The sequence below is a fragment of the Jeotgalicoccus marinus DSM 19772 genome (assembly GCF_000425825.1).
GTDB lineage: Bacteria > Bacillota > Bacilli > Staphylococcales > Salinicoccaceae > Jeotgalicoccus > Jeotgalicoccus marinus.
Window position 1 is genome coordinate 135,124 of the sequence record NZ_KE384460.1, and the last position, 21,922, is coordinate 157,045.

Below are 21,922 nucleotides of genomic sequence, written 5' to 3' on the forward strand. Positions count from 1 at the left end.
TTTTACAGTAGATAGCATATATTATAAAAGAATTAACAAACACATAAGACGAACCTTCTATAAGGGGAGTAACGAATAGGAAACTATCAGTGCGTCGTCACTACGGAGTAATCCCGGTGTACTGAGCAATATATAATATTGTATCGTGAGACCTTAACAGAGCTTAGGCCAAAGTCTAGGCACTGTTATAGGTCTCTTTTTGTGTTTGAAATATTTAAATATGGGAGGAATTATTTTGGATACAGCGGTTTTATTAGAATACCTGTGGGTTTTAATCGTCTTAGTAGGTTTAGAAGGACTACTTGCTGCGGATAATGCAGTTGTACTTGCAGTAATGGTTAGACATTTAGAGCCTGTAAAACGTAAGAAAGCCTTGTTCTACGGCCTTTTAGGAGCCTTTGTTTTCCGTGTTATTGCTATTTTATTACTTGTTTGGCTCGTACAATGGTGGTGGGTACAAGCTTTAGGTGCGCTTTACTTGTTCTATGTGTCAATTTCACACTTAATCGAAATTAAGAAGAAATCAAATACTTCAACTGAAGAACTTGCAGAGAAACAGAAAGATAAGAAAGAATCTGGTTTCTGGATGACAGTGTTAAAAGTTGAGTTAGCCGATATTGCCTTTGCAGTAGATTCTATATTAGCAGCTGCAGCAATTGCACTTGCTTTACCGGCTGTTGGTGGAGACTTCTTTGGTGTTAATGCGGGTCAGTATACAGTCATGTTAATCGGTGGTTTAATAGGTGTCATTATCATGAGATTCTTCGCGAACTACTTTGTTGAATTACTTGCAAAAAGACCATCACTTGAAGTTGCAGCCTTTGTCATAGTTGGCTGGGTAGGTGTAAAACTTGCGGTCTTAACACTTGCACATGATGCGATTGGTGTTATTCCTCACGACTTCCCACACTCAACAACTTGGAAGATTATCTTCTGGGTAGTAATGTTGATTATTGTTCTAGCAGGTTGGTTCGGTGGTTCTAAAAAAGAACAAAATGTTACAGAACCTAAATCCTAATGGTTTTAATTGGCATGTCATTTTAAAAGGTCTTATAATTATTGATAAGTAATTAGGATGGAGTGATATGAATGTCAGACGAAAGAGAACGTCCGATTGACCGTGATAAGTACAGACGTACAGCGAGAAATTTCACTGATAGAAAAAGTGACGATGCCAGAGATAAGGATCGTTATGAATTCTCTAGACAAAGAGAATACGACAGAGAGTTTGGCGGAAGTGAGGAAGCAGTCACTCACGAAGAAGCTAAAGATGATAGTGTCAATGAAGAATCAGTAAAGATAGAAAATAGAATGAGAGATTCACATGATACTAAAGAAAAGACTAAAGGTAGTTTCGGTTTTAAATCGTTCTTAATACCTTTAATTGCTGGTATTCTCGGTGCTTTACTCGTTTTAGGTGTGTACGCATTATTTACTTCTGACAACGAAGAGAGTGAAGTAAGTACAGACGAGAATACTGCAGCTGACCTCGATTCTAACCAAGATGTTTCTGAAGTGAAAGAACAATTGGAAGCTGATAATGAAGGTAAGGTTATCACAGATACAACTGCAGCAGTCCAAAAAGCAAAACCTGCTGTTGTTTCAGTCATTAATATGCAGAGAATGGAATCTATAATTCCAGGCATGACGACGGACTCTGGTGAAGCGGAAGAAGCGGGTAGTGGTTCTGGTGTTATTTATAAGGTAGATGGCGACCTTGCCTATGTTGTAACGAATCACCACGTTGTCGATGGTGCTGAACAAGTCAAAATCAACTTAGAAAGTGGCGATTCTGTCGATGCCGATATTGTCGGTACTGATATTTGGACGGATTTAGCTGTCCTAAGTATTCCAGCAGATGTTGTAGAGAGTACAATTGAGTTTGGGGATAGTAGTGATTTACTAGTAGGTGAACCAGCAATTGCTATCGGTTCGCCACTCGGTGAAATATTCTCTGGCTCTGTCTCTCAAGGTATTATTTCTGGCTTAGACCGGTCTGTACCAGTAGATTTAGATGGTGATGGCTCTAACGACTGGGAAGCGAGTGTATTACAGACCGATGCAGCCATCAACCCAGGTAACTCTGGTGGAGCCTTAATTGATAGTAATGGTCGACTGATTGGAATTAATTCAATGAAAGTCGGTATTGCTTCTGTTGAAGGAATTGGGTTTGCAATTCCTGTAAATGAGGTACAAGAAGTAACAAGTCAACTAGAAGAAAATGGTGAAGTGATTCGACCATTCTTAGGCATTACCTTACAGGACTTGCTAAATGTTGCATCGTCACAAGTATATGATCAACTGAACTTACCTGAAGATGTTAAAGGTGGCGTCATCGTTACGAGTGTCCAAGATGGCTCCCCTGCTTCAGAAGCAGGTCTTCAACAACTCGATGTCATTACTCAATTAGATGGTGAACCAATTAAGAATATGGTTGAGTTACGTCAGCATCTTTACTATGAAAAACAATCTGGCGAAGAGATGGTTATCGATTTTTATAGAGATGGTCAACAAGAATCATTAACTGTCACTTTAGAATAGTTGAAAAATAGGCTGTAAAAACTTCAATATTTATTAGAAACGGTGATTTCTGTTCATTACAGAAATCACCGTTTTATTTGACGAACTATCGTTATCACTCTTTTCCTAAGAATAATTTCGTGTATAATATGACTGTAATAAAACATTTAGAAATGGATTGGGGATAGTAAATTGTTGAGAGATGCTAAAAAAACTAATGGTTTGAGCCCTCAGCGAGCAATTTTAATGTACTATTTGATTGCCTTAATATTGGCAACAGGGCTATTAAGTATCCCAGTAATTTATTCTGATGGATCAATTCCCTTTATAGATACAGTATTTATAGCTGCTTCCGCCTTGTCAGTGACAGGCTTGAGTACTGTAACTCTAGTTGAAACATTCAACCAAGCAGGTTATATCATCATTATGTTTTTAATGAACCTTGGTGGTATTGGGATTATGGCAGTAGGGACTTTGGTTTGGTTGTTAATCGGTCGTAAGATCAGCGTTAGGGAAAGAAGACAAATTATGACGGATAATGCGCGTCATCAGACTTCTGGAGCAGTTCGTATGGTCTTAGACATCTTTTCCGTCTTGTTACTCGTTGAATTTATAGGCGCGATAATTTATGTTTCTTATTTTTATAATGCAACAGGTGATTTCGCTTATGCACTTTTACATGGTACATTTTTATCTGTTTCAGCGACTACCAATGGTGGGCTTGATTTATACAGTAATTCTCTAGTCCATCAAAGTGGTAACTTTATAATACAGATTCCAGTAATGTGTCAAATCATTCTAGGTGCGATTGGATACCCTGTATTAATAGAGGTGAAGCATTATTTTCGAAAGAAATCACCTGGTTTTAATTTTTCATTATTCACTAAAGTAACAGTGTCCACTCATGCAATACTTTTAGTTATAGGTATGTTTTTTATATTACTGTTAGAATTACCAAGATTTTTTAAAGACAAGAATATCTTAAATTCCATTGTTGACAGTTTGTTTTTATCTACCACGACAAGAAGTGGAGGTATTACGACAGTGCCTGTTGATCAATTGGCTGAACCTACACAAGTTATTATGAGTATGCTCATGTTTATTGGTGCTTCACCTTCTAGTGCGGGTGGTGGTATAAGAACGACTACATTTATAATATTAGTTTTATTTTTGGTTAGCTTTGTAAAAGGAAGACAGGATGTAAATGTCTTTAAGAAACGTATCGCTAAAATAGATATCCATAGAGCTTTTGCAGTATTTATCCTGGCGATGATATTAGTCTTCTTTGGTGTTTTAACAATATTAATTACTGAAGGTGACAAGTTTACGGTCATTCAAATTATTTTTGAAGTGACCTCAGCCTTTGGGACTGTTGGAGTATCAACAGGGATTACACCAGACTTATCAATTTTAAGTAAGGTAATTATTATTCTATTCATGTTCATAGGTAGAATTGGATTTGTGTCATTCCTGTTATCTATTGCTGGTAAGAAAAGAGAATTGACTTACCGCTATCCTGAAGAAAGACTAATGGTTGGATAAGACGAGGAGGAACCCTCTATGGTGTCGGAATTTTTTAATATCAAATTATATATCACACAGCATATGCATGATCGTTTGGGAAAAAAAGAAGGTGTAACCTTTAGTAAAATATCTAGTGCTGTCAACAGTATGAAATTGACTGAGGGTTTAAAACGACCTGTATTTTGTGACTTAGGTGGAACTCTAGGTGGTGCTTCGACTATAAAAGTGCCTCAGGATCCTCACGTCATGAGTATGAATTATTTAAAGTATCGATTTGCAACTTTAAACGATATGGATTTGAACTATTTGGATCGTACAAGTAAGGCGATGCGGGCAACATATTTCCCGTGGGTATGTACGAATGTGGTGCAGAAACATACGCATGAGCCATATTTTGGCCAACCTTACCGCATATTAAATGTTAATAGAATGAAAATAGCTGTACTAGGGGCATACGGTGGGTATGAGGAAGAGAAGACAAAGCAAGTAGCCATTGAAAACTTACAGATTTCCTTGAAAAAGTGGCTGAGATATATACATAGTTTAGAAAATCCGGACTATGTGATCGTCTTTGTTTCCAATCTAATAGACGAGCAACACATCGATGCACTTAAAAATAGTATCGAAGGTGCAGGTATATTAATTACTGGGGCAGACTATGAAAGTGATTATAAAAAGCAAACAGAAAGTATGACCATTAGTCGTAAACATGGTGAAGCTGTTCCATTATTCCATCATGTACACAATGGTCATATTATGGAACTGGACATTAGATTTAAAACTAGAGTAAATACATTTGAATATCTTGGACATAGTTTAGCAATGCGTGATGAAGAGTTTGCGAAGTTAAGAGAAGACATTGAATATTTGGACTTACTTCATCGCTATCTATAAAAAAACTAGGCAATCAATTGATTGCCTAGTTTTTTACTTGCTTATTCAATTCCAAAACCATCTCCGTACTGGTTCTCAGCACCTTCTTCAGCATAAGATGGCGTAGATTCTAATTCATAATTTTCAAGTAAGTCTGTACTGACTTCCGTAACGGGTTGGATTTGTTCACCCAATCTAATGTTAATAAGATCATTTGGTTCAGATGGATCTAATGCAAGCATTTCTCTAATTGAATTAGAGAGTGCAAATAAATGTTCCTCATCTGGCCATGCATAATAGATGCCATTTGATTCACTTGTAAAGCCAGTACCTTGGAGTTGTGTTGATTCAAAAGCTACATCGTTAAATAAGTAATGAGATGCAAGGGAACGAATATCACTTGTTGCAAAGTTGTGACTCGTATTGCTCGTAAAGATTTGAATTAAATCATCAACTTGGGACAGTGAGCTAAGTGATTGTGCTTGTTTAATAACAGCTTCAATCAGTTCCATTTGTCTTACACCACGACCAAGGTCGGAGTCAACACTTCTGTTTCTAATGACAGCAAGTGCTTGTTCACCATCAAGGTGCTGCTCACCTGCTTGTAAACCGTTCATGTCATAAGGCACGTTAAAGTCAACGCCACCAATCGCATCTACGATCTCAACAACTGCGTTCATATCGACTCGAACAAAGTAATCGACAGGCACATTCAATAGGGATTCAACAGAATCCATAGCACCAGTTGGACCTGCAAATGCGTGAGCATGGTTGATTTTATCGAAATAATTTACCGAACTAATATAAGATAAAGTATCACGAGGAACGTTCACCATTTTTACATCGTCATTTTCTCGGTCGAAAGTTGCTAAAATCATACTGTCGGAACGGAAATTATCCGCATTGATTTGTCCATCTTGGGTTCTTTCTGCATCAGCATCAATACCGAGAATGAGTACAGTAAAGCTATCATTCGAAGCATCGACGTCATCTACACGCAGTTCAGAGCGGTCACGGTCAATCTCTTCATATGAATCAGAGACCCCGCTGTTAAACATGTTAAATAGGTAAAGAATATAAATTACAGCAGCTAGGAGGACGACACCTAGAATAATAAATATAGTCCAAAGAATTTTTTTCATTTAATTACCCACTTTAGAATTTTTTCAATGTTAATGTAAATATATATTTATGGTCATTCAATGTCAATCATAGCATGTAGTTAGTATTCAAAAATAGCAATAAAAAAACCAGGATTTGAACGATTCATTCAAACCCTGGTACATTTTGATTTATGCAGTCGTATCGTCTACAATTTCATATCTTCTATGGTTAACTACTGTTTTCTCGAACATTTCATGTTCGTCAAAGTTGTCGTTAATTGTAATATCAACTATTACAGAGTTGTCATTAATCTTTTCAACTTTACCGAGCATACCATCAAATTTAACAATGTTACCTACTTTTACATCTAATTCTTCTTTGTCTTTCTTTTTCGCGTCCATGTCAATTCCTCCACTGTTCTAGAATATAATGTCTGACATTATACCATACTTTGGATAAAAAACCAGTAGGTCGGGTTAAATCGTTGTCGTTTCTTCACAAATAGAATTCCTTTCTAATTTTTTCTCTGGTCGTTCGTCTAATATTTTTAGCAGTAGAAAGGCTGACATTTAATTTTCTTGCAGTGTGAGATAATGGAAAGCCTAATAAACTATCTTCCAACCATTGTTTTTCTTTATTGTTTAAGTTTTTAGTATAGCTGAAAAGAAAATCGTATATATCATTATAAGTCACATTTGTACTTTGGCTCTGAAACGTTTGTACTGCGTGTTGATACCGTGATGTTTTTCTAATCTGATCTATCAGTCTTTGTTTAACAATCGTATAGACAAATTGTGCTTCTGAACAAGATGTACGAGATGAGTCAAACTTCTTTAAAGCCTCAAAAGTTGCAATTCTACCGAGTTGCATATATTCATCCTGCTCGAATTTTATATTAAGTTTGAATATAATACTGTGTATCATTGGTTCATAAGCTAAAATTTTTCCATCAAGCACTTTAAGTCCTATCTGAATCGATTCCTTCTTATTTCCGGATAGCTACAATATATAAATTTTTATAGAAAAAAGATAAGAGCTTAAAGTAAAAAAAGAATGTTAAAACAACCTTATGTTACATTTTGTTAAGTATATTGTTTAATGATGTTAATTAAGCGCTCTGCAGGTTACAATAAGTATGTCTTCTAAATTTGATAACGAGGTGACTATATGCTTACTGTTCCAGAATTGACACCCCAAGTCTTATATATTGAGCCAATTTTAGATGTCCATCATTTATGTCAAGCGGTCTACCAGGATAGGAAAGTTTTAAGTGAAAAATCATCTGAACAATGGATAGATGATATATTAATCTATTTTTATTCTTCTAATCTTAAAGTTAAGCGTAAAAATGTTAAACTAATACATAACATACATAAGTTACAACCTATAGTGATTGATGAAAAGTTTCATTTTGTATTATTTCCTTTAAACAGTAGCCGTTTTAAGAATCCTTTTTGGGTAAATTTAAGACAACTATTAGAGTTTAGACAATCTGGTCATCATTTAGTGATTAAATTTGTATCGGGATTGGAAGTCACAGTGGATTATGACTATAAACGTGCAATGAAGCAATACGATAACACCTTACATATATTAGATAGAACGGTTAAACATAATGATATAATGCGGCAGTATTTCACTGACAAAACAACGGAGTGATAAGATGAGTCTATTGCTGGTAACTGGCTTGTATAAACAAGAAGATGGCCGTTTTGTGGGAGGTTATTCCATAGCTGAATTGTTAAGTCAGTATACTCAAGATGACATTTATCTGCATACAAACTTTAGTACGACTGAGTATGATCAAACGAAAATATTAAAAAAACATTTGAGGCAGCAAGGTATAATGACAGATTATGCAAAATCCGTTGCGGTAGATTACGGCACTTTATATACTGATACTTTTAATGCTGGTTCTAATTTGTTTGAGACTTTTAAGAACAATGAAAAATACTTAAAGAATATTAGCCAAATTATTCTGACCACTGATATCAATGAACGCGACTATAGAGTGATTAGGAATTTTGCGATTAATCATAAGGTGCCTATTACTGTCTTTACATGTAATGAATTTAAAATAAGAAATACTGAAAATATGACGATTGTTGAAGTTGATGGTTCCGGCTTGCCGAATTATCATCTTCACAAAGAAAAAATTATTGAGTACTTACAGCATAAAAATATTATTGATATTAAGCGCGTGAACCAGCGCAACTTGCCACCAACTAAAGTGAATAAGGCAGGGAAAAATATTTTACAGTTAATCTTTATAGGTCTCAGTCTATTTCTCATGGCATATTTAGGATTTTTACTGATGGACCGCTTGAGTGGGACAGAAAGCCATATTGAAAGCAATATAGAGTGGTCACAATCCATTGATCATCCAGACTGCCATACAGTACTTGAATGTAAAGCGCTCGGGGATTCATATCTAAATGAGCTCAGTACATATATTGATTTTGGTGATGAACCACACATATTCTTTGAAAATCGCTCAAGAACGTATTTTATAGATTATCAGGTTGAAGGTACTGAGTTAACAGATATAACGGTGAAAGGGGACTTACCAGCTGGTAACGAAGGTGAGTTTATAGATCTGTGGCACACATTGACAAGGGTATTTCCCGAGCAATATTTAGACGCTATACATACTTATCGTTTGTTCTCTGACGGTGAAGGAAATACTGCAGCTTTTGTGTCAATTGAAAGAGATGGAACGACCTTAGGCATAGATGTCAGAGATAATTTAGACAAACCATCCACATATAGAAATTTAATCCACGAATTCGGGCACTTGTACTCATTACCAATTGATGATTTCACGAGTGATTGTGATACCACAGATTTAAACTGTCTAAAAGAAAACACAATTCTCGATGACTTTAGAGATCGATTTTGGAGTCAATACGATGAACAGTGGCATGAAAACTCAGGTAAAAGTCAGGCCCAGATTGAAGGATTCTATAATAATAATGTAACTGCATTTTATACACCATACCAAGCGACTAATGTGAAAGAAGACTATGCGATTACTTTTATGCAATTTATTACAGACAAAATTCCTTCTAATAGTTCTCAACTAAGAGATGTTAAAGTACAATCTATGTATGAGAATAATGACTTGGTTGTTATGAGAGTAAATATATTAGAAGCATTTCTGCAGTTGGAGAAGGAGAGAGCATCTTGAAGTTAAAAGTTAAAGTGAAGGATTTTGATCTTGGCGTTTCTATAACTAAGATTGATATCCCCGAAGAATCAACAGTAGACTTTCTGTTAGGAAAGTTGTTACAAGAAGGATTAATCTTTGAATCCTATTTGCCGACTATGAAAGTCAATGGCTATTCATATGGGGAAATGCATAAATTAAAGACAAATAGTTTATTTCACGGTTTTGAAAAAGTTGTAATGGCTTCAGACAGAGTAGAACTAACATTAACACAAAAACGCAATGAGTCGGGACACAAGGCAGGTCAGCTACTCTTAGATTACTCACAGCTCGTCAATGTTATCGATAAATTTAAAGCTGAGGAAAAGGACCCGGAAACATTATATGGAACTGTCTTTTTTATTCAGCAGGAAAAACACCAATACTTGGTTCGTTATGAAGAACATGGCTTTGAGTTCTATCACTTCAAATTACAGTATGAAAATGCATTTAAAGATGAGGACCGTTTTCCTTTCTTAATACTGGAATTGAAAACCAAAGAAGAACTCACCAAAAGTGAATTGAAGTGGATTAGAACGATTATGTTTCCTGCAAAAGATAGAATTAATCCAATCATTCATCTAGAAGTGTCGAAGTTGAATCAAGGTATTATCGATGAATTAACTACACTTGTTCATCGTGTGATGGTTGTTATTGGTAAATTCCAGAGAAATAAGACAGACTTCGTAAAAGAGAATAAGTTGCCATCATATGTGCAGCTTAATGAAAAGAACTCTATAGGTTTTGTAGATATGGGTCAGTTAGAACGTATAGTAGAAAGAAGTACAAAATAAAAATATTGTGGTAGTATAATCCAGGTATCATGAAAAATTTAATTTCTTCGGAGATTAGAGTGTGTAGAGAGTGATTAAGTGAAGAAAGAAAGAATTGAATGGATAGATATTGCTAAGGCAATTAGTATTACACTGGTCGTACTTGGACATGCTGGCCACGCTTTTTTAGATATATATTTGGGCTGGTTTAGAATGCCATTATTCTTTTTCTTATCAGGTATACTGTTTAAAGAAATCGAACTGAAAAAATTTCCTATGTGGGCTGGTAAAAAGACCTATCGTATGATCTTACCTTACTTTGTGTACGGCATCGCGATTTTTCTGTTATTTAACTATGATGATTTAAGTGGATTCTTCCCGCATTTACAAGCACTCATTTATGGGGGAAGTGAGTTACAAGGACCATACGGTATCTTCTGGTTTATAACTGTGCTCTTATTAACTCAACTTTTATTTGGTCTCATCAGTAAATTGAACAACTGGTTGAAGTTTATAATTGTTCTAGGCTTATTCATACTCGGACATAGTGAGGTAATCACCGCATACAATTGGCCTTGGAATGCGAATGTCGTCATGATTTCATTGTTCTTTTATTCATTAGGAACTTTTTGTAAAGATTTTATAAGAAAGTATAAGGACTCTTTAGTGATAGCATTGATTTCCTTAGTATTAGCCGTTGCTGCCATTTATTTGAATGCATCTGGCTATATGGATTTTTACTTAAATTTAAAAATGAGTTCATATAACTATGTTATTCTTGATTTAATTATCCCATTACTGTTCTTTATGCCAGTAATTTATATCAGTCATTTAATTTCCCTGTTCCCGATAAAAGAAGTGTTTAAAACAGTGGGTAGATACTCGATTGTTATTATGTACTTACACCTTCCTGTAAATATATTTATTAGAACAGTGTTAAACTATGATGTCACAGTTTTCGAGTTTACAGCCTTTGGTGTAATGATCACCGTCATACTCGGTTATTTATTTAGCTTAACAAAAACAACAAGGGTATTATTTTTAAGTGCAAAATAATAGGCCATTAATATACTTAATTTTATAACTGCGCTTCGTTTACCCATTTAGTGGTAAGGAGGCGTAGTTTTTACTTTTCCAGGCTAGGGTTTTAAATGACACCTTAGTGGATAACGATTATAATAAACAAGATGTAGAAATATAAACTCATGTATGAGAGGGAAAGCCATGAACCACGTAATAGCATTATTTAGAGAACAATTTCAAAATATTCACCTTATCTGGAAACTATCTATTTATAATGTTAAAAGTGAATATTCTAATCATTACCTAGGCTTATTTTGGAATATATTACAACCGCTAATGCAAGCGGCGATTTACTATTTAATCTTTGGTTTAGGTTTAAGGGGTGCAACTGCACCTGAAGCAGGAATCCCATTTATTGTGTATTTAATTTCAGGTCTGTTCCCTTGGTTATTTATATCACAAGCAATTAGTGGTGGATCTAATGCAATCTATGCTCAGCTAGGATTGGTTACTAAAATGAGGTTTCCATCGAGTGTCCTACTGTCAATTTCATTTACAAATAGTTTGATTAACTTATCCTTTATGACATTTATAATTATGGCAATATCGCTATTTTCAGGATATGTGAATCCACTTTATTTCTTAACTCTAATATATTTTGTAATCGCATCTTTTTTAATCATTTTTGCGATAAACTTAATAATGAGCACCCTTATTATTTTAGTGCGAGATTTTAGAAATGTGCTGCAAAATGTCATTCGGATGGGTTTTTTCCTAACTCCCATTTTTTGGCAGCCAGGAGAACGTGGGGGATTATTACAGATGATTTCTGATTTAAACCCGTTCGCATATCTAGTGATGAACTTTAGAAATGCTTTAATATATGGAGACGGACTTCTATATGGTAGTTTTGAGCAACATATTTATTTCTGGGGCATTACATTGAGTCTCTTAGTCATTGGTGCTTATCTACACATAAAGTTCCGTTACAAACTAATCGATTACTTATAAGGTGGTAAACCATGCATAATTACCTAATGATATGTAACGCCTACCCAACAATGGGCAATCTATATGCGAATAGTTTTTTGCATAGAAGAGTCAAAGCCTATCAACAAAAGGGCTTATTTGTAGACGTCGTTGTCATTACAACAAAAGTAAAAAAAGATGAATTCTACGATGGGGTTCATATTAAATACATGGATGAATATCAAATTGCATCCTACTTACAAGAACATTCATTTAAGACCGTGTTGTTTCACTTTATTAATCCAAAGATGTTTTATGGCATAGATCAATTACCTAGCCATAGAAAACCGAATATTGTTGTCTGGTTACATGGTTTTGAAGCTGAGGCCTGGCACCGACGTTACTATAACTTCTTAAGTGACGTTGGCCAATTAGATGCTCAACTTCAAAGAAAAGAAATAGTGTTTGAACCGCAAAGAGAGTTTTTAAGAGATATCATGACGAGAGAAGAATTAAACATTAAGTTCGTCTATGTCTCTAAGCGTTTCAAAGAACTTTACGTGGATCCTTTTGTTGGTGTCGTACCAGAACGTAATTATGTCATTCATAACATCATTGATGATGCACTATTTACTTACAAGAAGAAAACTAAGGATGACCGCTTAAATATATGCAGCATCCGACCTTACACAGCAAAAAACTATGCGAATGATATAACAGTTGATGTCATTAAGAAGTTAAGTACAAAAAGGTACTTCAACAAGCTAGAATTTAATCTATATGGTGATGGCAAGCTATTTAATGTAATTACTAACCCTTTAAAGATGTTTGATAACGTTCATCTTCATAAAGGTTTTGTAAAACAGGATGACATTCCAGAAATCCATCAGGCACATGGCATATTTTTAGGGCCATCTAGACACGACTCACAAGGTGTCTCACTAGGAGAAGCGATGAGTAGTGGCTTAGTTCCGGTAACGAATGCCATTGGTGGTATACCGGAATTTATCGAACATAAGAAGACAGGTATGTTGGCAGAAAGAGATAATCTAGATGACATGGTCGATGCCATTGACTATCTCTATAAACACACTAAAGAATTTAAGAAGATTAGCCAACAAGCTGCAGCAAGTATCCGTAAACAAGCAGGGGTAGAAACCGTTATAAATCAAGAAATTGAGGTGATTACAGATGGCTGGAGTTAATTGGGAGAAAGCATATCACGATTTAGAAGCGCACATAGAAGGCATCCTAATAGAGACAAGTGAGCTCGTAAATAATGCATCACCAAAGTTAAGGCTTAACGATGTCTATATTGAACAAAGTCACACGCTTGATATCATAATTGATGCAACGGGTGAACAGATGGAATATGCAGTTGATTTAATCGACCGAAAAGGGAAGATTGAAACGATAAAAACCGGCTATCAAAAGTCGAATACCTTTAGCTTCGATATTCCAAAAGGCCGATACACGATTACAGCATATGCTAAGGAAAGTCAAAAAGAAAATTCTCGTGTCTTTGATAAATCCACAGTCAATTTTAAGAAGGTGGCGTCAAATGAGTAGGTTTCTCCTTGAATATGATGACAATGAAACTGCTAAGTCAGCGACTCTAGTCTTAGATACCAAAGAAGGATATCAGACTCTATTGTCAAAACTACAACAATATGACACAACGAGATACCTTGACTTAAGGCCTCTGATGGTGATTGATGTTTGGACGATTATTAATGAATTAAAGACTGATAGTGAACTGCAACTCATCATCAACGATGACCAGCTAAATGACACCTTATTAAGTTCAGCTGTAAACATTGCAGATATAGATTATAAATCTGATGCTTTTGTGTTCACACTTGGTGAGAAAAGTGACCATATACTGAAGAAATATCAGCGTTTAAACATTAACATTCAAGAGAAAAATAAATCATATGAGCTTCAGATTGTTGAAAGCTTGCTAAGAGAACAGGGTAAGAACAATGAGAAAATTGCCCAGTTACAAAGAGAGAAGCAATTACTTGAACAATCATCAGGTGCAATCAATGATGATGAACTTGAAACACGTTATTTAGATCTAATGGAAAAATATAAGCAAGCCTTAAAACGACTTGAACAACTCCGTGAATCTAAGCTCGGCAAACTTCAAGTTGCATACTGGAACAAGAAAAGAGGATATTAATGGAGTTAGTTAATAGAGTCAACGTTCAAGATGCTAATTCTGAATATATTAATAGTGTCATTTCTTCATTGTCTCATAAACATAAACAAGGCCTGACCATCATCCAAGAGGTCGTATCAAATACGAATTTCGCTTTAAAAAATTTAGAACAAGTAGCAGGAAGATCTGACCTTGAGATGATCTTGGTCACTTCAGATGACAGAGTTTACGAGTCTCTAAATAGTCATTGTAAAGCTGATAACCAGCTTGTTTTAAAGGGCAATGTTGAAGATGCAAAAGTCTATATTGGCCTTTCGCATGTACTGATTTTAGATGAATCGTTATCCATTAAACTAGGTGATGAAGCCTTTCGATTAGAAGCGGATAAGTTATATCTCATCGATGTAGATAATAATGAATCAGTCGATGCTAAAATCTATCAGAAATTTTTATCAGACAATCATATTGAAGACTATAAATTTGATGGCTTTACCATCGATAAAATCATTAAAGAGACCAACTGTCTAATACCGAGTGATTTAATTTTCTACCATGAATTTAGTGAGAACTTTACATTTAGATTCAATGTTTGGATGACAAACTTACTTGCTCTAGTAAATCTTAATGGTCATGTTAGAAGAAGTGATTCACTAAAGGTTTCAGGGAAGTTATCTCGTGGGTTAACAAATGACTTAGATGGCATTATCAATCTAATTAAATACGTGGATAACATACTACAAAAACGTTTTGATGATGAAGTTGCAGGCGTATTGAATCACTTCAATAAGATGTTTACGTCTCATTTAAGAAACTACATTGATAAGGGTCTTATTTCAAAGGATGAATTAATTGAGAAATTGAAATCCTATGGTATTAAGAGCATTTATTATGCAGCCTTAAATAAGGGCGATGCTAAAAAATTAGTCTTGGCTTATTGTTTCCCTCCGTTTAACGACACGAGTGGTAATGTGATGGCAAAACGTATTTTTGAAGACAAACAAGTCGTGGATGTGATTTCCAATGACATGAGTAGAATTAGAAAAAAAGACCAAAAACTCATGAACATTATGAGTCACTTATTAGATTCGCAAATTGTTTTAAATGGTGCCCAGGCCTTTAGTAGTTGGCAAAGTATCGAAGATTATATAGATGGTGTGTTACATGCATACAAGATGTACAGTGACAAGTACGATGAAATGTACTCTCGTGTTATGTTTCCACATTCTCACTTCGCAGCATTCGAATTAAAGAAAATTAACCAATCAATTAAATGGGTTGCAGAGTTTTCAGATCCCTTGGTAACAGATGTGTCTTCTAATTTAAGGCATGCACCTATTGAAGATGATGATTATATCGAAGATTTAAAAGCCTTTGTTGGGCCAAAATATAGTGATTTAATTGATGACAATTCATTTAATGTCTGTGAAGTTGTTGCTTTCTTGTATGCTGATGAACTCATCTTTACAAACAAATATCAGCTAGATTATATGCTTTTAAGGTATGATGAAGATATTCAAGAATTGGTCAAATCCAAGGCAATTATTAGTCAGCACCCAACCTTACCTAGAGATATGTATCAACTCGTGAAATCCTTCTATAAGGTTGAACAGGATAAGATCAATATTGCATACTTTGGTAATTTTTACGATACCCGTGGTTTTAGACAAATCGAATTAGTGGCGAAATACCTATACGAAGCCAATATTAATAACTTTACGATTCACGTGTTTACTAACTTAAACCGTAAGACGATGAGATTTTACAATCAAAGCGCCTTTAAGGATTACATTGTGATGAACCAATATGCACCGTACTTCGAGTTTTTAAACTTAACAGACCTAATGGATGCATTATTAATATTTGATGCAGAAACAGTTGGCATTAAACCATATAATCCATATGTGCCTTCAAAACTCAGTGATTATCGTGGTAGTCTTTCAAATATTTGGGCATTTACTGAAAGAGAGAGTATTTTAGACCAGACGTATGAAGAGAAGCTGTATATTACAAGACAACACGATTATCAAAAGTATGCATCGACCTTTAAACAGCTCGCTAACGATATAGATAAAGCGACTTATCAAGTAAAAAACATCAAGTGTTCTAAATAACACTCGAGATGGAAGTGATTAAATGACTTATAAAGTAAAAGTAAATAATGTCTCTAAAGTATTTAATACAACGAGCAAGCAAAGGAAATTATGGAAGATTCTATTTCCATTTTTAAATAAAGAAGAAGCATATTACTATGCTTTAAAAGATGTATCATTTGAAGTCGAACCTGGAGACTCTGTCGGTATTGTTGGACTTAATGGTTCAGGGAAATCGACCTTATCTAACTTACTAGGCGGTGTCACATCACCTTCAACAGGAGATATTTATGTCGATGGTAAACCGTCTTTGATTGCAATTTCTGCGGGCTTAAACTTTGAATTAACAGGTGAAGAAAACATTCATATGAAGTGTTTGATGCACGGTTTGAGTGAGAAAGAAATCGAAGAGCGTTATGATGATATTGTGCAGTTCTCAGAACTTGAGGACTTCCTAGATCAACCGATTAAGAACTATTCAAGCGGGATGATGTCAAGACTGGGCTTTGCTATTGCAGTGCATACTGATCCAGATGTACTTATTGTGGATGAGGCACTGTCAGTCGGTGATGATACTTTTGCTAATAAGTGCATTGAGAAGATGAAAAGCTTTAGAGAAGAAGGCAAAACAATCTTTTTTGTCAGTCACTCTATACCTCAAATACAGAAAATGTGTAATAAGGCAGCATGGATTCATTTTGGAGAACTAAAAGAATATGGAGATTGTATTCCAGTAGTCGGACTATATGCTAGATTTGTCAGAGGATACAACATAAAACCAAAACATGTTCAAAAACGCTATAAGAAAGCAATGGTTGATGGTCAACGTGCCTCACAAGCACCGATGGAGAAAAATGACACAAGGTTTGGTATAGGTAACGGCATGCTTTTAAGCCTTCTATCAGTTATTATAGTGATTATGGGATACTTACAAGCGTTACAATATTTATAAGGTGTATGTGATATGGAAAAATTAACTTATGAAGAATTAAAAAACTTAGCTTTGGAGTCACTTAATAAAGAAGAACGCGCACTAAATGAACTTAAAAATATTGATAGACAAATATCAGTATTAAAAAATGAAAATGACAGGTTAAATCGTCAAATTAAAAAATATCAAAGTTTTTTTCCTATTAAATTAGGTTTGAAGATGAAAAAGTTTGTCGGAAAGTAGTGTATGAGTATGTCTAATTTAAAAATTAGAGAGCGTTTAAAACAAATAAAAAAAATTAAAAACTCCATACTAAATGACCAACAAGTACCTGAGGAACAATCACCTTTCCCTGTAGTTGACCTATCTCATGGTGTCAGTGTAATTATACCTGTCCACCGTGGTGAAGATTTTATAAAAGAATTAATTGAATCCATTACAAAACAATCTCTTGATAGTAGATACTTCGAAGTGTTGTTTATTTTCAATGGAGAATACGAAGCTTCAGAAGAAATATTTAACAGTTTAGATAAGCCTTTTAAACATAAAGTCTTGTATGCAAAACAAGGTGTCGGACGTGCAAGAAATCTCGGAATTAACAATGCATCATTTGCATATATTACTTTTTTAGATGTAGATGATACCTTATCTGTAGACTATTTAAAACATGCCTTAGAAGAAGCGGAACCATATACTATTGTACTTAATCAATTACATGAGATTGTAGATGGCAGAGACGATCATGGTAATAATGTCATCAATAGAGAACTTAAAAATAAAAACCAATATCCAGATCAATATTTTGATGTGGGTAAGAACTTATCTTTAAACGGTGCAAAAGTTGTACCAACAAGTTTCTTATTGAATACACAATTCGATGAAGAATTAAATAATGGCGAAGATGTTGCCCTATATGCTGAAATTGTTACTGTCTTTAAACCGATTGTGAAGATTAATCAAAAAGAGGCAATCTACTATCGATATAAAGGGCAGGGTACTTTATCACGTGCGAAGGTAACCTTCCAATTTAATGTTCTAGATAGAATACATGTCATAGATGCAATGCAAGAATTGTTACGTTATGAAGATGATTTAGATGTTAGAAATCTCTTGATAGATAGAATGCGTTCGCAAGCATTATTTATAAACAAGTATCTAGTGAATAATATGGACGATTATTCTAAGGTGACGGACTTAATTCGTTATAAACAGGATGAATTTTACCCATATCAACAGGTGAATAAGGAGCTTAGTAAAACCTTATATGTATCTTACTGTTTCCCACCATTTGTTGATACAAGTGGTGTGGTGATGGCTAAGCGTATTAATGAAAAAAAACAGCCGGTAGACGTCATCTACAATGATATGACGTCTGTACGCGGTATGGACCCTTCACTTGAATTCATTGCAAATCCATATATTGATTCGAGTCACATGATTAATTCAGTATCGTCATTTTCTAATCCACAGCACATAAAAGCTTTTGTAGAAAAGGCGCTTAACCGAACTGATTTAAACAAATATGATGAAATTTACTCACGGGCACTCTGGCCAGGATCTCATATGGCTGCATTTGATCTAAGAGAAGCGGGGAATAATTTACGCTGGGTTGCTGAATTTTCAGACCCAATTCTCCAAGATATAAAAAATGAAGAAAGAAAAGGGACTTACTTTACATTAAAAGAAGTCAAAAAGCTACAAGCACAGGCACCTGAAGATTACGGTAAGTATTTTGATACTAATCTTTTTAACATGTGCGAAGTTTTACCTTTTGTTTTTGCAGATGAAATTGTATTTACAAACTTGAATCAGCAACAGTCTATGTTAGCGCGTTTTGATGATAATTTTAGAGAAATGGTTGAATCAAAATCGACAATCTCAATACACCCATCATTAGATGAATATTACTATAATATTGAAAAACATTATGTCAATCTAGACCAGAATGAATTTAATATTGGATATTTTGGTAACTTCTACGAAACAAGAAGTGCCAACGATATATTAAGCATCGCCAAACAGATACAAACATTAAATCTAAAAGCAAAACTATACATTTTCACTAATAATACTTCTAAAGTTAGAAGTGAGGTTATTAAAGAAGGTGTATCAGAAATTGTAAATGTTTATACTTACCTAAAGTATTTTGAATTTCTAAATGTAACAAAAGACTTTGATTGTCTGTTATTAAGTGATGCGAACACGAAAGATTATAAGAAAATTAATCCTTACTTGCCATCTAAATATAGTGATTATGTTACCTCAGGTAGTCGCATTTGGGGTTTATATGAAAAAGGTAGCGTACTTCAACAATTGATTGAGGAAGATAATTTATTATTTGGAAGTGAGTTAGGTGATACAGAAAAAATTGAAGAAATATTAAAATCATTTAATATATAAAAAAACAGTTGGAAGTTTATACTTCCAGCTGTTTTTCCATATATTTGTGAGGGATCCCTGCATCGTCAAACTCATCTGATGTAACTTCGTATCCCATTTTTTCATAAAAATTCAAGGCATGAACTTGTGCACCGAGCTTGGTTTTTTTAAATCCATTTTCTTCTGCATGAATATGAGCAAAGTTCATCAGTGCTTGTCCTAGATGAAGGCCACGAGCAATTTTTCTAACTGCCATACGTTCAATTTTAGCGGTATCATCACCAATGTCGCGGTATCTTACAGTACCTAGAGGACGATCGTCCATTAATAGTATGATATTTACGCTTTCTTTTTCGAATTCATCGACTTCAATTTCTAAAGGTACATTTTGTTCGTCTACAAATACTTCTTTTCTAATTTCTAAACAATCATTGTAATATTTGTTGTCATCACTAATTTTTAATTCCATATAATCACCTACATCGCATTTTTTCTTCTTATAATCGTATACTGCCAAAATACTTTTAACTGTTCGATGTTCCAGTACTCTAAGCCGAGTGAAAGGGCAGGGCGAGTATTAAACTTAATGTTACTCGCTTCCGCTGCTGCAAGTGCAATGTATTGAATATGGGGCCTAAGTTTCTTAAAAGGTGCTGATAAACGACCATTGTCTGAAATCCAGTCAATAGGATGAATACATTCAAAGATATCAACAACCTCATAGACTTCAGGCAGGGCTGTTATATAACATGCTGCGTCAACTTCTGTATTGACCTCACTCTCAGAAAAATAACTCCTGAGAGAAAGGTACAATTCCTTATGTCTATGATTTACATAGAAATACTCATTTTCAATTTTTGGTGTTTTACTATCCTTAAGGAGTGTTTCTAAACTATCCATCATTTCTTTAATATTTGTAACTTTGTCATGTGATTTTCTCAAGCGAATCACCTCACATCATGATTTAATAGTAATTCCCGTTTTCATTAGTGTTGTTTTGATCGCCTTCAATGTAGTTGCCGTAGCTATCGTAGTAACCACCAGATTCTTGGCCTTGATTAGGATTATCATAATAACCGTTGTCATTATTCTGACCTTCCTCGTATTGGCCTTCATCGTACTGCCCTTGACCCTGACTATCCTCGTTTTCATCATTTTGTTCAGGTGTATTTTGTTCTTCTTCGGTGTTATTTTCAGGATTTTCTTCTAAATCTGTCTCACCTTCGACATCGGATTCTTCATAGTCGAACTCTTCAGTATCAAAGCCATCGCCATAAGGACTTTCATATCCTTCTTCGACATAATAAGGCAATTCTTGTGGCTCGTATTCTTCCATAGTATAGTCATCAAAATACTCGTAAGGGACGAGATATTCTCTTAGCCTTATATTAATTAAATCATTAGGATCAGAAGGGTCCATTTCTAAGATAGAACGGATTGTGTTCGATAGGACAAATAGGTGTTCTTCATCTGCTTGATAGAAGTAACCACCATTCTGGGCCCAATAATCAGTTCCTCTTAATTGTGTAGAATCAAATGTAATATCATTAAAAGCATAATAAGAAGCGATACTTCTTATTTCACCAGTGGTAAAGCTGTGACGGGTATTATCTGCTACAACTTCAATTAAGTCATCGATTTTATTTAAACCACCGGACGATTTAACTTTATTTAGAACGGCTTCAATTAATTCAATCTGTCTGTTACCACGGCCTAGGTCAGAGTCGACTCGACGGCTTCTTACAACTGCAAGTGCTTCTTCACCATCTAATTCTTGAGTGCCAGCTTCTAGTTTGACACGACCCGTATCGTTTTGGTTTGGTTCATTCATGTCAAATGGAACATCGAACTCCACTCCTCCGACAGAGTCGACAATGTCAACGACACCAGACATATTGAGTCTCACATAGTAATCTACAGGCACGTTCAAGAGATCCTCAACTGATTCCATAGAGCCGCTCGGACCACCGTACATATGAGCATGGTTTATTTTATCGAAATAGCCTTCTGTATCAAGGTACGATAGTGTATCTCTCGGAATATTCACAAGTTTTACATCGTTTTCATTCTTATTGAAGGTCGCTAGAATCATACTATCAGTTCTAAAATTATCACCTTCAAGATTGTCTTTTTCTGCCCTTGATTCGTTTTCATCAGTCCCTAAAATAAGAACTGTAAAGCTATCTTCTACTGAGGCATCTTCCTCTCTTAAATCTGAACGCTCCCTGTCCGTTGGTTCATAAGAATTTGAGACACCTTTATCGAATGTATTATAAAGACTGAAGATGTATATCCCAACGCCAATTAGTATAATTAATAGGACAATGACAATTGTCCAAAAGATTTTTTTAGTCAAAATAAAGTCTCATT

The 21,922-nt window shown here is 34.9% G+C and carries 22 protein-coding genes; 16 read left to right on the top strand and 6 right to left on the bottom strand.

Features of this window, described 5'->3' with window-relative positions:
* Positions 1-235: 235 nt before the first annotated feature.
* The 4 genes from H624_RS0109815 to H624_RS0109830 all read left to right on the top strand — a co-directional run bounded on the left by H624_RS0109815 (position 236) and on the right by H624_RS0109830 (position 4,938).
* On the top strand, positions 236-1,018 hold the full coding sequence (locus H624_RS0109815) for a TerC family protein (protein ID WP_026867434.1): 783 nt from the start codon (positions 236-238) through the stop codon (positions 1,016-1,018).
* 71 nt (positions 1,019-1,089) lie between these two features.
* A complete protein-coding gene (locus H624_RS0109820; RefSeq protein ID WP_084145826.1) occupies positions 1,090-2,541 on the top strand; it encodes a S1C family serine protease in 1,452 nt (483 codons plus the stop codon).
* 225 nt (positions 2,542-2,766) lie between these two features.
* On the top strand, positions 2,767-4,062 hold the full coding sequence (locus H624_RS0109825) for a TrkH family potassium uptake protein (protein WP_156889184.1): 1,296 nt from the start codon (positions 2,767-2,769) through the stop codon (positions 4,060-4,062).
* 18 nt (positions 4,063-4,080) lie between these two features.
* Positions 4,081-4,938: a bifunctional UDP-sugar hydrolase/5'-nucleotidase gene (locus H624_RS0109830; protein WP_026867437.1), complete on the top strand. Its 858-nt coding sequence runs from the start codon at positions 4,081-4,083 to the stop codon at positions 4,936-4,938.
* A 41-nt stretch (positions 4,939-4,979) separates the two neighbouring features.
* On the opposite strand, the gene H624_RS12030 is transcribed toward H624_RS0109830, so the two are convergent.
* From H624_RS12030 to H624_RS12270, 3 genes are all read right to left on the bottom strand, one after another.
* The gene (locus H624_RS12030) at positions 4,980-6,059 is read right to left on the bottom strand and encodes an LCP family protein (protein ID WP_051220562.1); all 1,080 of its coding nucleotides are present in this window, start codon (positions 6,057-6,059) and stop codon (positions 4,980-4,982) included.
* Between the two features lie 150 nt (positions 6,060-6,209).
* Positions 6,210-6,422: a DUF2187 family protein gene (locus tag H624_RS12035; RefSeq protein WP_035857234.1), complete on the bottom strand. Its 213-nt coding sequence runs from the start codon at positions 6,420-6,422 to the stop codon at positions 6,210-6,212.
* A gap of 94 nt (positions 6,423-6,516) precedes the next feature.
* The gene (locus tag H624_RS12270; protein ID WP_051220563.1) at positions 6,517-6,978 is read right to left on the bottom strand and encodes a sigma-70 family RNA polymerase sigma factor; all 462 of its coding nucleotides are present in this window, start codon (positions 6,976-6,978) and stop codon (positions 6,517-6,519) included.
* Between the two features lie 210 nt (positions 6,979-7,188).
* On the opposite strand from H624_RS12270, the gene H624_RS12045 reads away from it, so the two are divergent.
* The 12 genes from H624_RS12045 to H624_RS0109905 all read left to right on the top strand — a co-directional run bounded on the left by H624_RS12045 (position 7,189) and on the right by H624_RS0109905 (position 19,573).
* A complete protein-coding gene (locus H624_RS12045) occupies positions 7,189-7,680 on the top strand; it encodes a competence protein ComK (RefSeq protein WP_051220564.1) in 492 nt (163 codons plus the stop codon).
* Positions 7,681-7,684: 4 nt separating this feature from the next.
* On the top strand, positions 7,685-9,208 hold the full coding sequence (locus tag H624_RS0109855; RefSeq protein ID WP_026867438.1) for a hypothetical protein: 1,524 nt from the start codon (positions 7,685-7,687) through the stop codon (positions 9,206-9,208).
* Positions 9,205-10,020, top strand: coding sequence for a hypothetical protein (locus tag H624_RS0109860; RefSeq protein ID WP_026867439.1), 816 nt, complete (start codon positions 9,205-9,207; stop codon positions 10,018-10,020). Before H624_RS0109855 ends, H624_RS0109860 begins: the two co-directional genes overlap by 4 nt.
* 78 nt (positions 10,021-10,098) lie before the next feature.
* Entirely contained in the window at positions 10,099-11,055 is a 957-nt protein-coding gene (locus tag H624_RS0109865; RefSeq protein ID WP_026867440.1) for an acyltransferase family protein, read from the top strand.
* A 168-nt stretch (positions 11,056-11,223) separates the two neighbouring features.
* Positions 11,224-12,033 carry an ABC transporter permease gene (locus H624_RS0109870; protein WP_026867441.1) on the top strand — a complete coding sequence of 270 codons (810 nt, stop codon included), beginning with the start codon at positions 11,224-11,226 and terminating at the stop codon, positions 12,031-12,033.
* 11 nt (positions 12,034-12,044) lie between these two features.
* Positions 12,045-13,196, top strand: coding sequence for a glycosyltransferase family 4 protein (locus H624_RS0109875; RefSeq protein WP_026867442.1), 1,152 nt, complete (start codon positions 12,045-12,047; stop codon positions 13,194-13,196).
* Positions 13,183-13,560, top strand: coding sequence for a hypothetical protein (locus tag H624_RS0109880; protein ID WP_026867443.1), 378 nt, complete (start codon positions 13,183-13,185; stop codon positions 13,558-13,560). Before H624_RS0109875 ends, H624_RS0109880 begins: the two co-directional genes overlap by 14 nt.
* Positions 13,553-14,173, top strand: a complete 621-nt coding sequence (locus H624_RS0109885; protein WP_026867444.1) for a hypothetical protein — start codon at positions 13,553-13,555, stop codon at positions 14,171-14,173. The genes H624_RS0109880 and H624_RS0109885 overlap by 8 nt, the downstream gene beginning before the upstream one ends.
* The gene (locus tag H624_RS12275) at positions 14,173-16,263 is read left to right on the top strand and encodes a hypothetical protein (protein WP_051220565.1); all 2,091 of its coding nucleotides are present in this window, start codon (positions 14,173-14,175) and stop codon (positions 16,261-16,263) included. Before H624_RS0109885 ends, H624_RS12275 begins: the two co-directional genes overlap by 1 nt.
* Before the next feature lie 22 nt (positions 16,264-16,285).
* Complete coding sequence (locus H624_RS0109895; protein WP_026867445.1) at positions 16,286-17,194, top strand: ABC transporter ATP-binding protein; 909 nt, start codon at positions 16,286-16,288, stop codon at positions 17,192-17,194.
* A 12-nt stretch (positions 17,195-17,206) separates the two neighbouring features.
* Entirely contained in the window at positions 17,207-17,416 is a 210-nt protein-coding gene (locus H624_RS0109900) for a hypothetical protein (RefSeq protein WP_026867446.1), read from the top strand.
* Between the two features lie 9 nt (positions 17,417-17,425).
* The gene (locus H624_RS0109905) at positions 17,426-19,573 is read left to right on the top strand and encodes a glycosyltransferase family 2 protein (protein WP_026867447.1); all 2,148 of its coding nucleotides are present in this window, start codon (positions 17,426-17,428) and stop codon (positions 19,571-19,573) included.
* 16 nt (positions 19,574-19,589) lie between these two features.
* Here H624_RS0109905 and H624_RS0109910 read toward each other — a convergent pair whose 3' ends face one another.
* Genes H624_RS0109910 through H624_RS12055 form a run of 3 tightly spaced genes read right to left on the bottom strand, consistent with a single transcriptional unit; the run spans position 19,590 to position 21,908 of the window.
* Positions 19,590-20,021, bottom strand: a complete 432-nt coding sequence (locus H624_RS0109910; RefSeq protein WP_026867448.1) for a GNAT family N-acetyltransferase — start codon at positions 20,019-20,021, stop codon at positions 19,590-19,592.
* A gap of 8 nt (positions 20,022-20,029) precedes the next feature.
* A complete protein-coding gene (locus H624_RS0109915) occupies positions 20,030-20,494 on the bottom strand; it encodes a DUF2538 family protein (protein ID WP_026867449.1) in 465 nt (154 codons plus the stop codon).
* Positions 20,495-20,516: 22 nt separating this feature from the next.
* Positions 20,517-21,908, bottom strand: coding sequence for an LCP family protein (locus H624_RS12055; RefSeq protein WP_051220566.1), 1,392 nt, complete (start codon positions 21,906-21,908; stop codon positions 20,517-20,519).
* Positions 21,909-21,922 lie beyond the last annotated feature (14 nt).

Coding starts and splice junctions, on each gene's coding strand:
- H624_RS0109820 (WP_084145826.1), top strand. CDS start 1,090: ATGTCAGACGAAAGAGAACGTCCGATTGACCGTGATAAGTACAGACGT.
- H624_RS0109825 (WP_156889184.1), top strand. CDS start 2,767: ATGTACTATTTGATTGCCTTAATATTGGCAACAGGGCTATTAAGTATC.
- H624_RS0109830 (WP_026867437.1), top strand. CDS start 4,081: ATGGTGTCGGAATTTTTTAATATCAAATTATATATCACACAGCATATG.
- H624_RS12030 (WP_051220562.1), bottom strand. CDS start 6,059: ATGAAAAAAATTCTTTGGACTATATTTATTATTCTAGGTGTCGTCCTC.
- H624_RS12035 (WP_035857234.1), bottom strand. CDS start 6,422: ATGGACGCGAAAAAGAAAGACAAAGAAGAATTAGATGTAAAAGTAGGT.
- H624_RS12045 (WP_051220564.1), top strand. CDS start 7,189: ATGCTTACTGTTCCAGAATTGACACCCCAAGTCTTATATATTGAGCCA.
- H624_RS0109855 (WP_026867438.1), top strand. CDS start 7,685: ATGAGTCTATTGCTGGTAACTGGCTTGTATAAACAAGAAGATGGCCGT.
- H624_RS0109870 (WP_026867441.1), top strand. CDS start 11,224: ATGAACCACGTAATAGCATTATTTAGAGAACAATTTCAAAATATTCAC.
- H624_RS0109875 (WP_026867442.1), top strand. CDS start 12,045: ATGCATAATTACCTAATGATATGTAACGCCTACCCAACAATGGGCAAT.
- H624_RS0109880 (WP_026867443.1), top strand. CDS start 13,183: ATGGCTGGAGTTAATTGGGAGAAAGCATATCACGATTTAGAAGCGCAC.
- H624_RS0109885 (WP_026867444.1), top strand. CDS start 13,553: ATGAGTAGGTTTCTCCTTGAATATGATGACAATGAAACTGCTAAGTCA.
- H624_RS12275 (WP_051220565.1), top strand. CDS start 14,173: ATGGAGTTAGTTAATAGAGTCAACGTTCAAGATGCTAATTCTGAATAT.
- H624_RS0109895 (WP_026867445.1), top strand. CDS start 16,286: ATGACTTATAAAGTAAAAGTAAATAATGTCTCTAAAGTATTTAATACA.
- H624_RS0109900 (WP_026867446.1), top strand. CDS start 17,207: ATGGAAAAATTAACTTATGAAGAATTAAAAAACTTAGCTTTGGAGTCA.
- H624_RS0109905 (WP_026867447.1), top strand. CDS start 17,426: ATGTCTAATTTAAAAATTAGAGAGCGTTTAAAACAAATAAAAAAAATT.
- H624_RS0109910 (WP_026867448.1), bottom strand. CDS start 20,021: ATGGAATTAAAAATTAGTGATGACAACAAATATTACAATGATTGTTTA.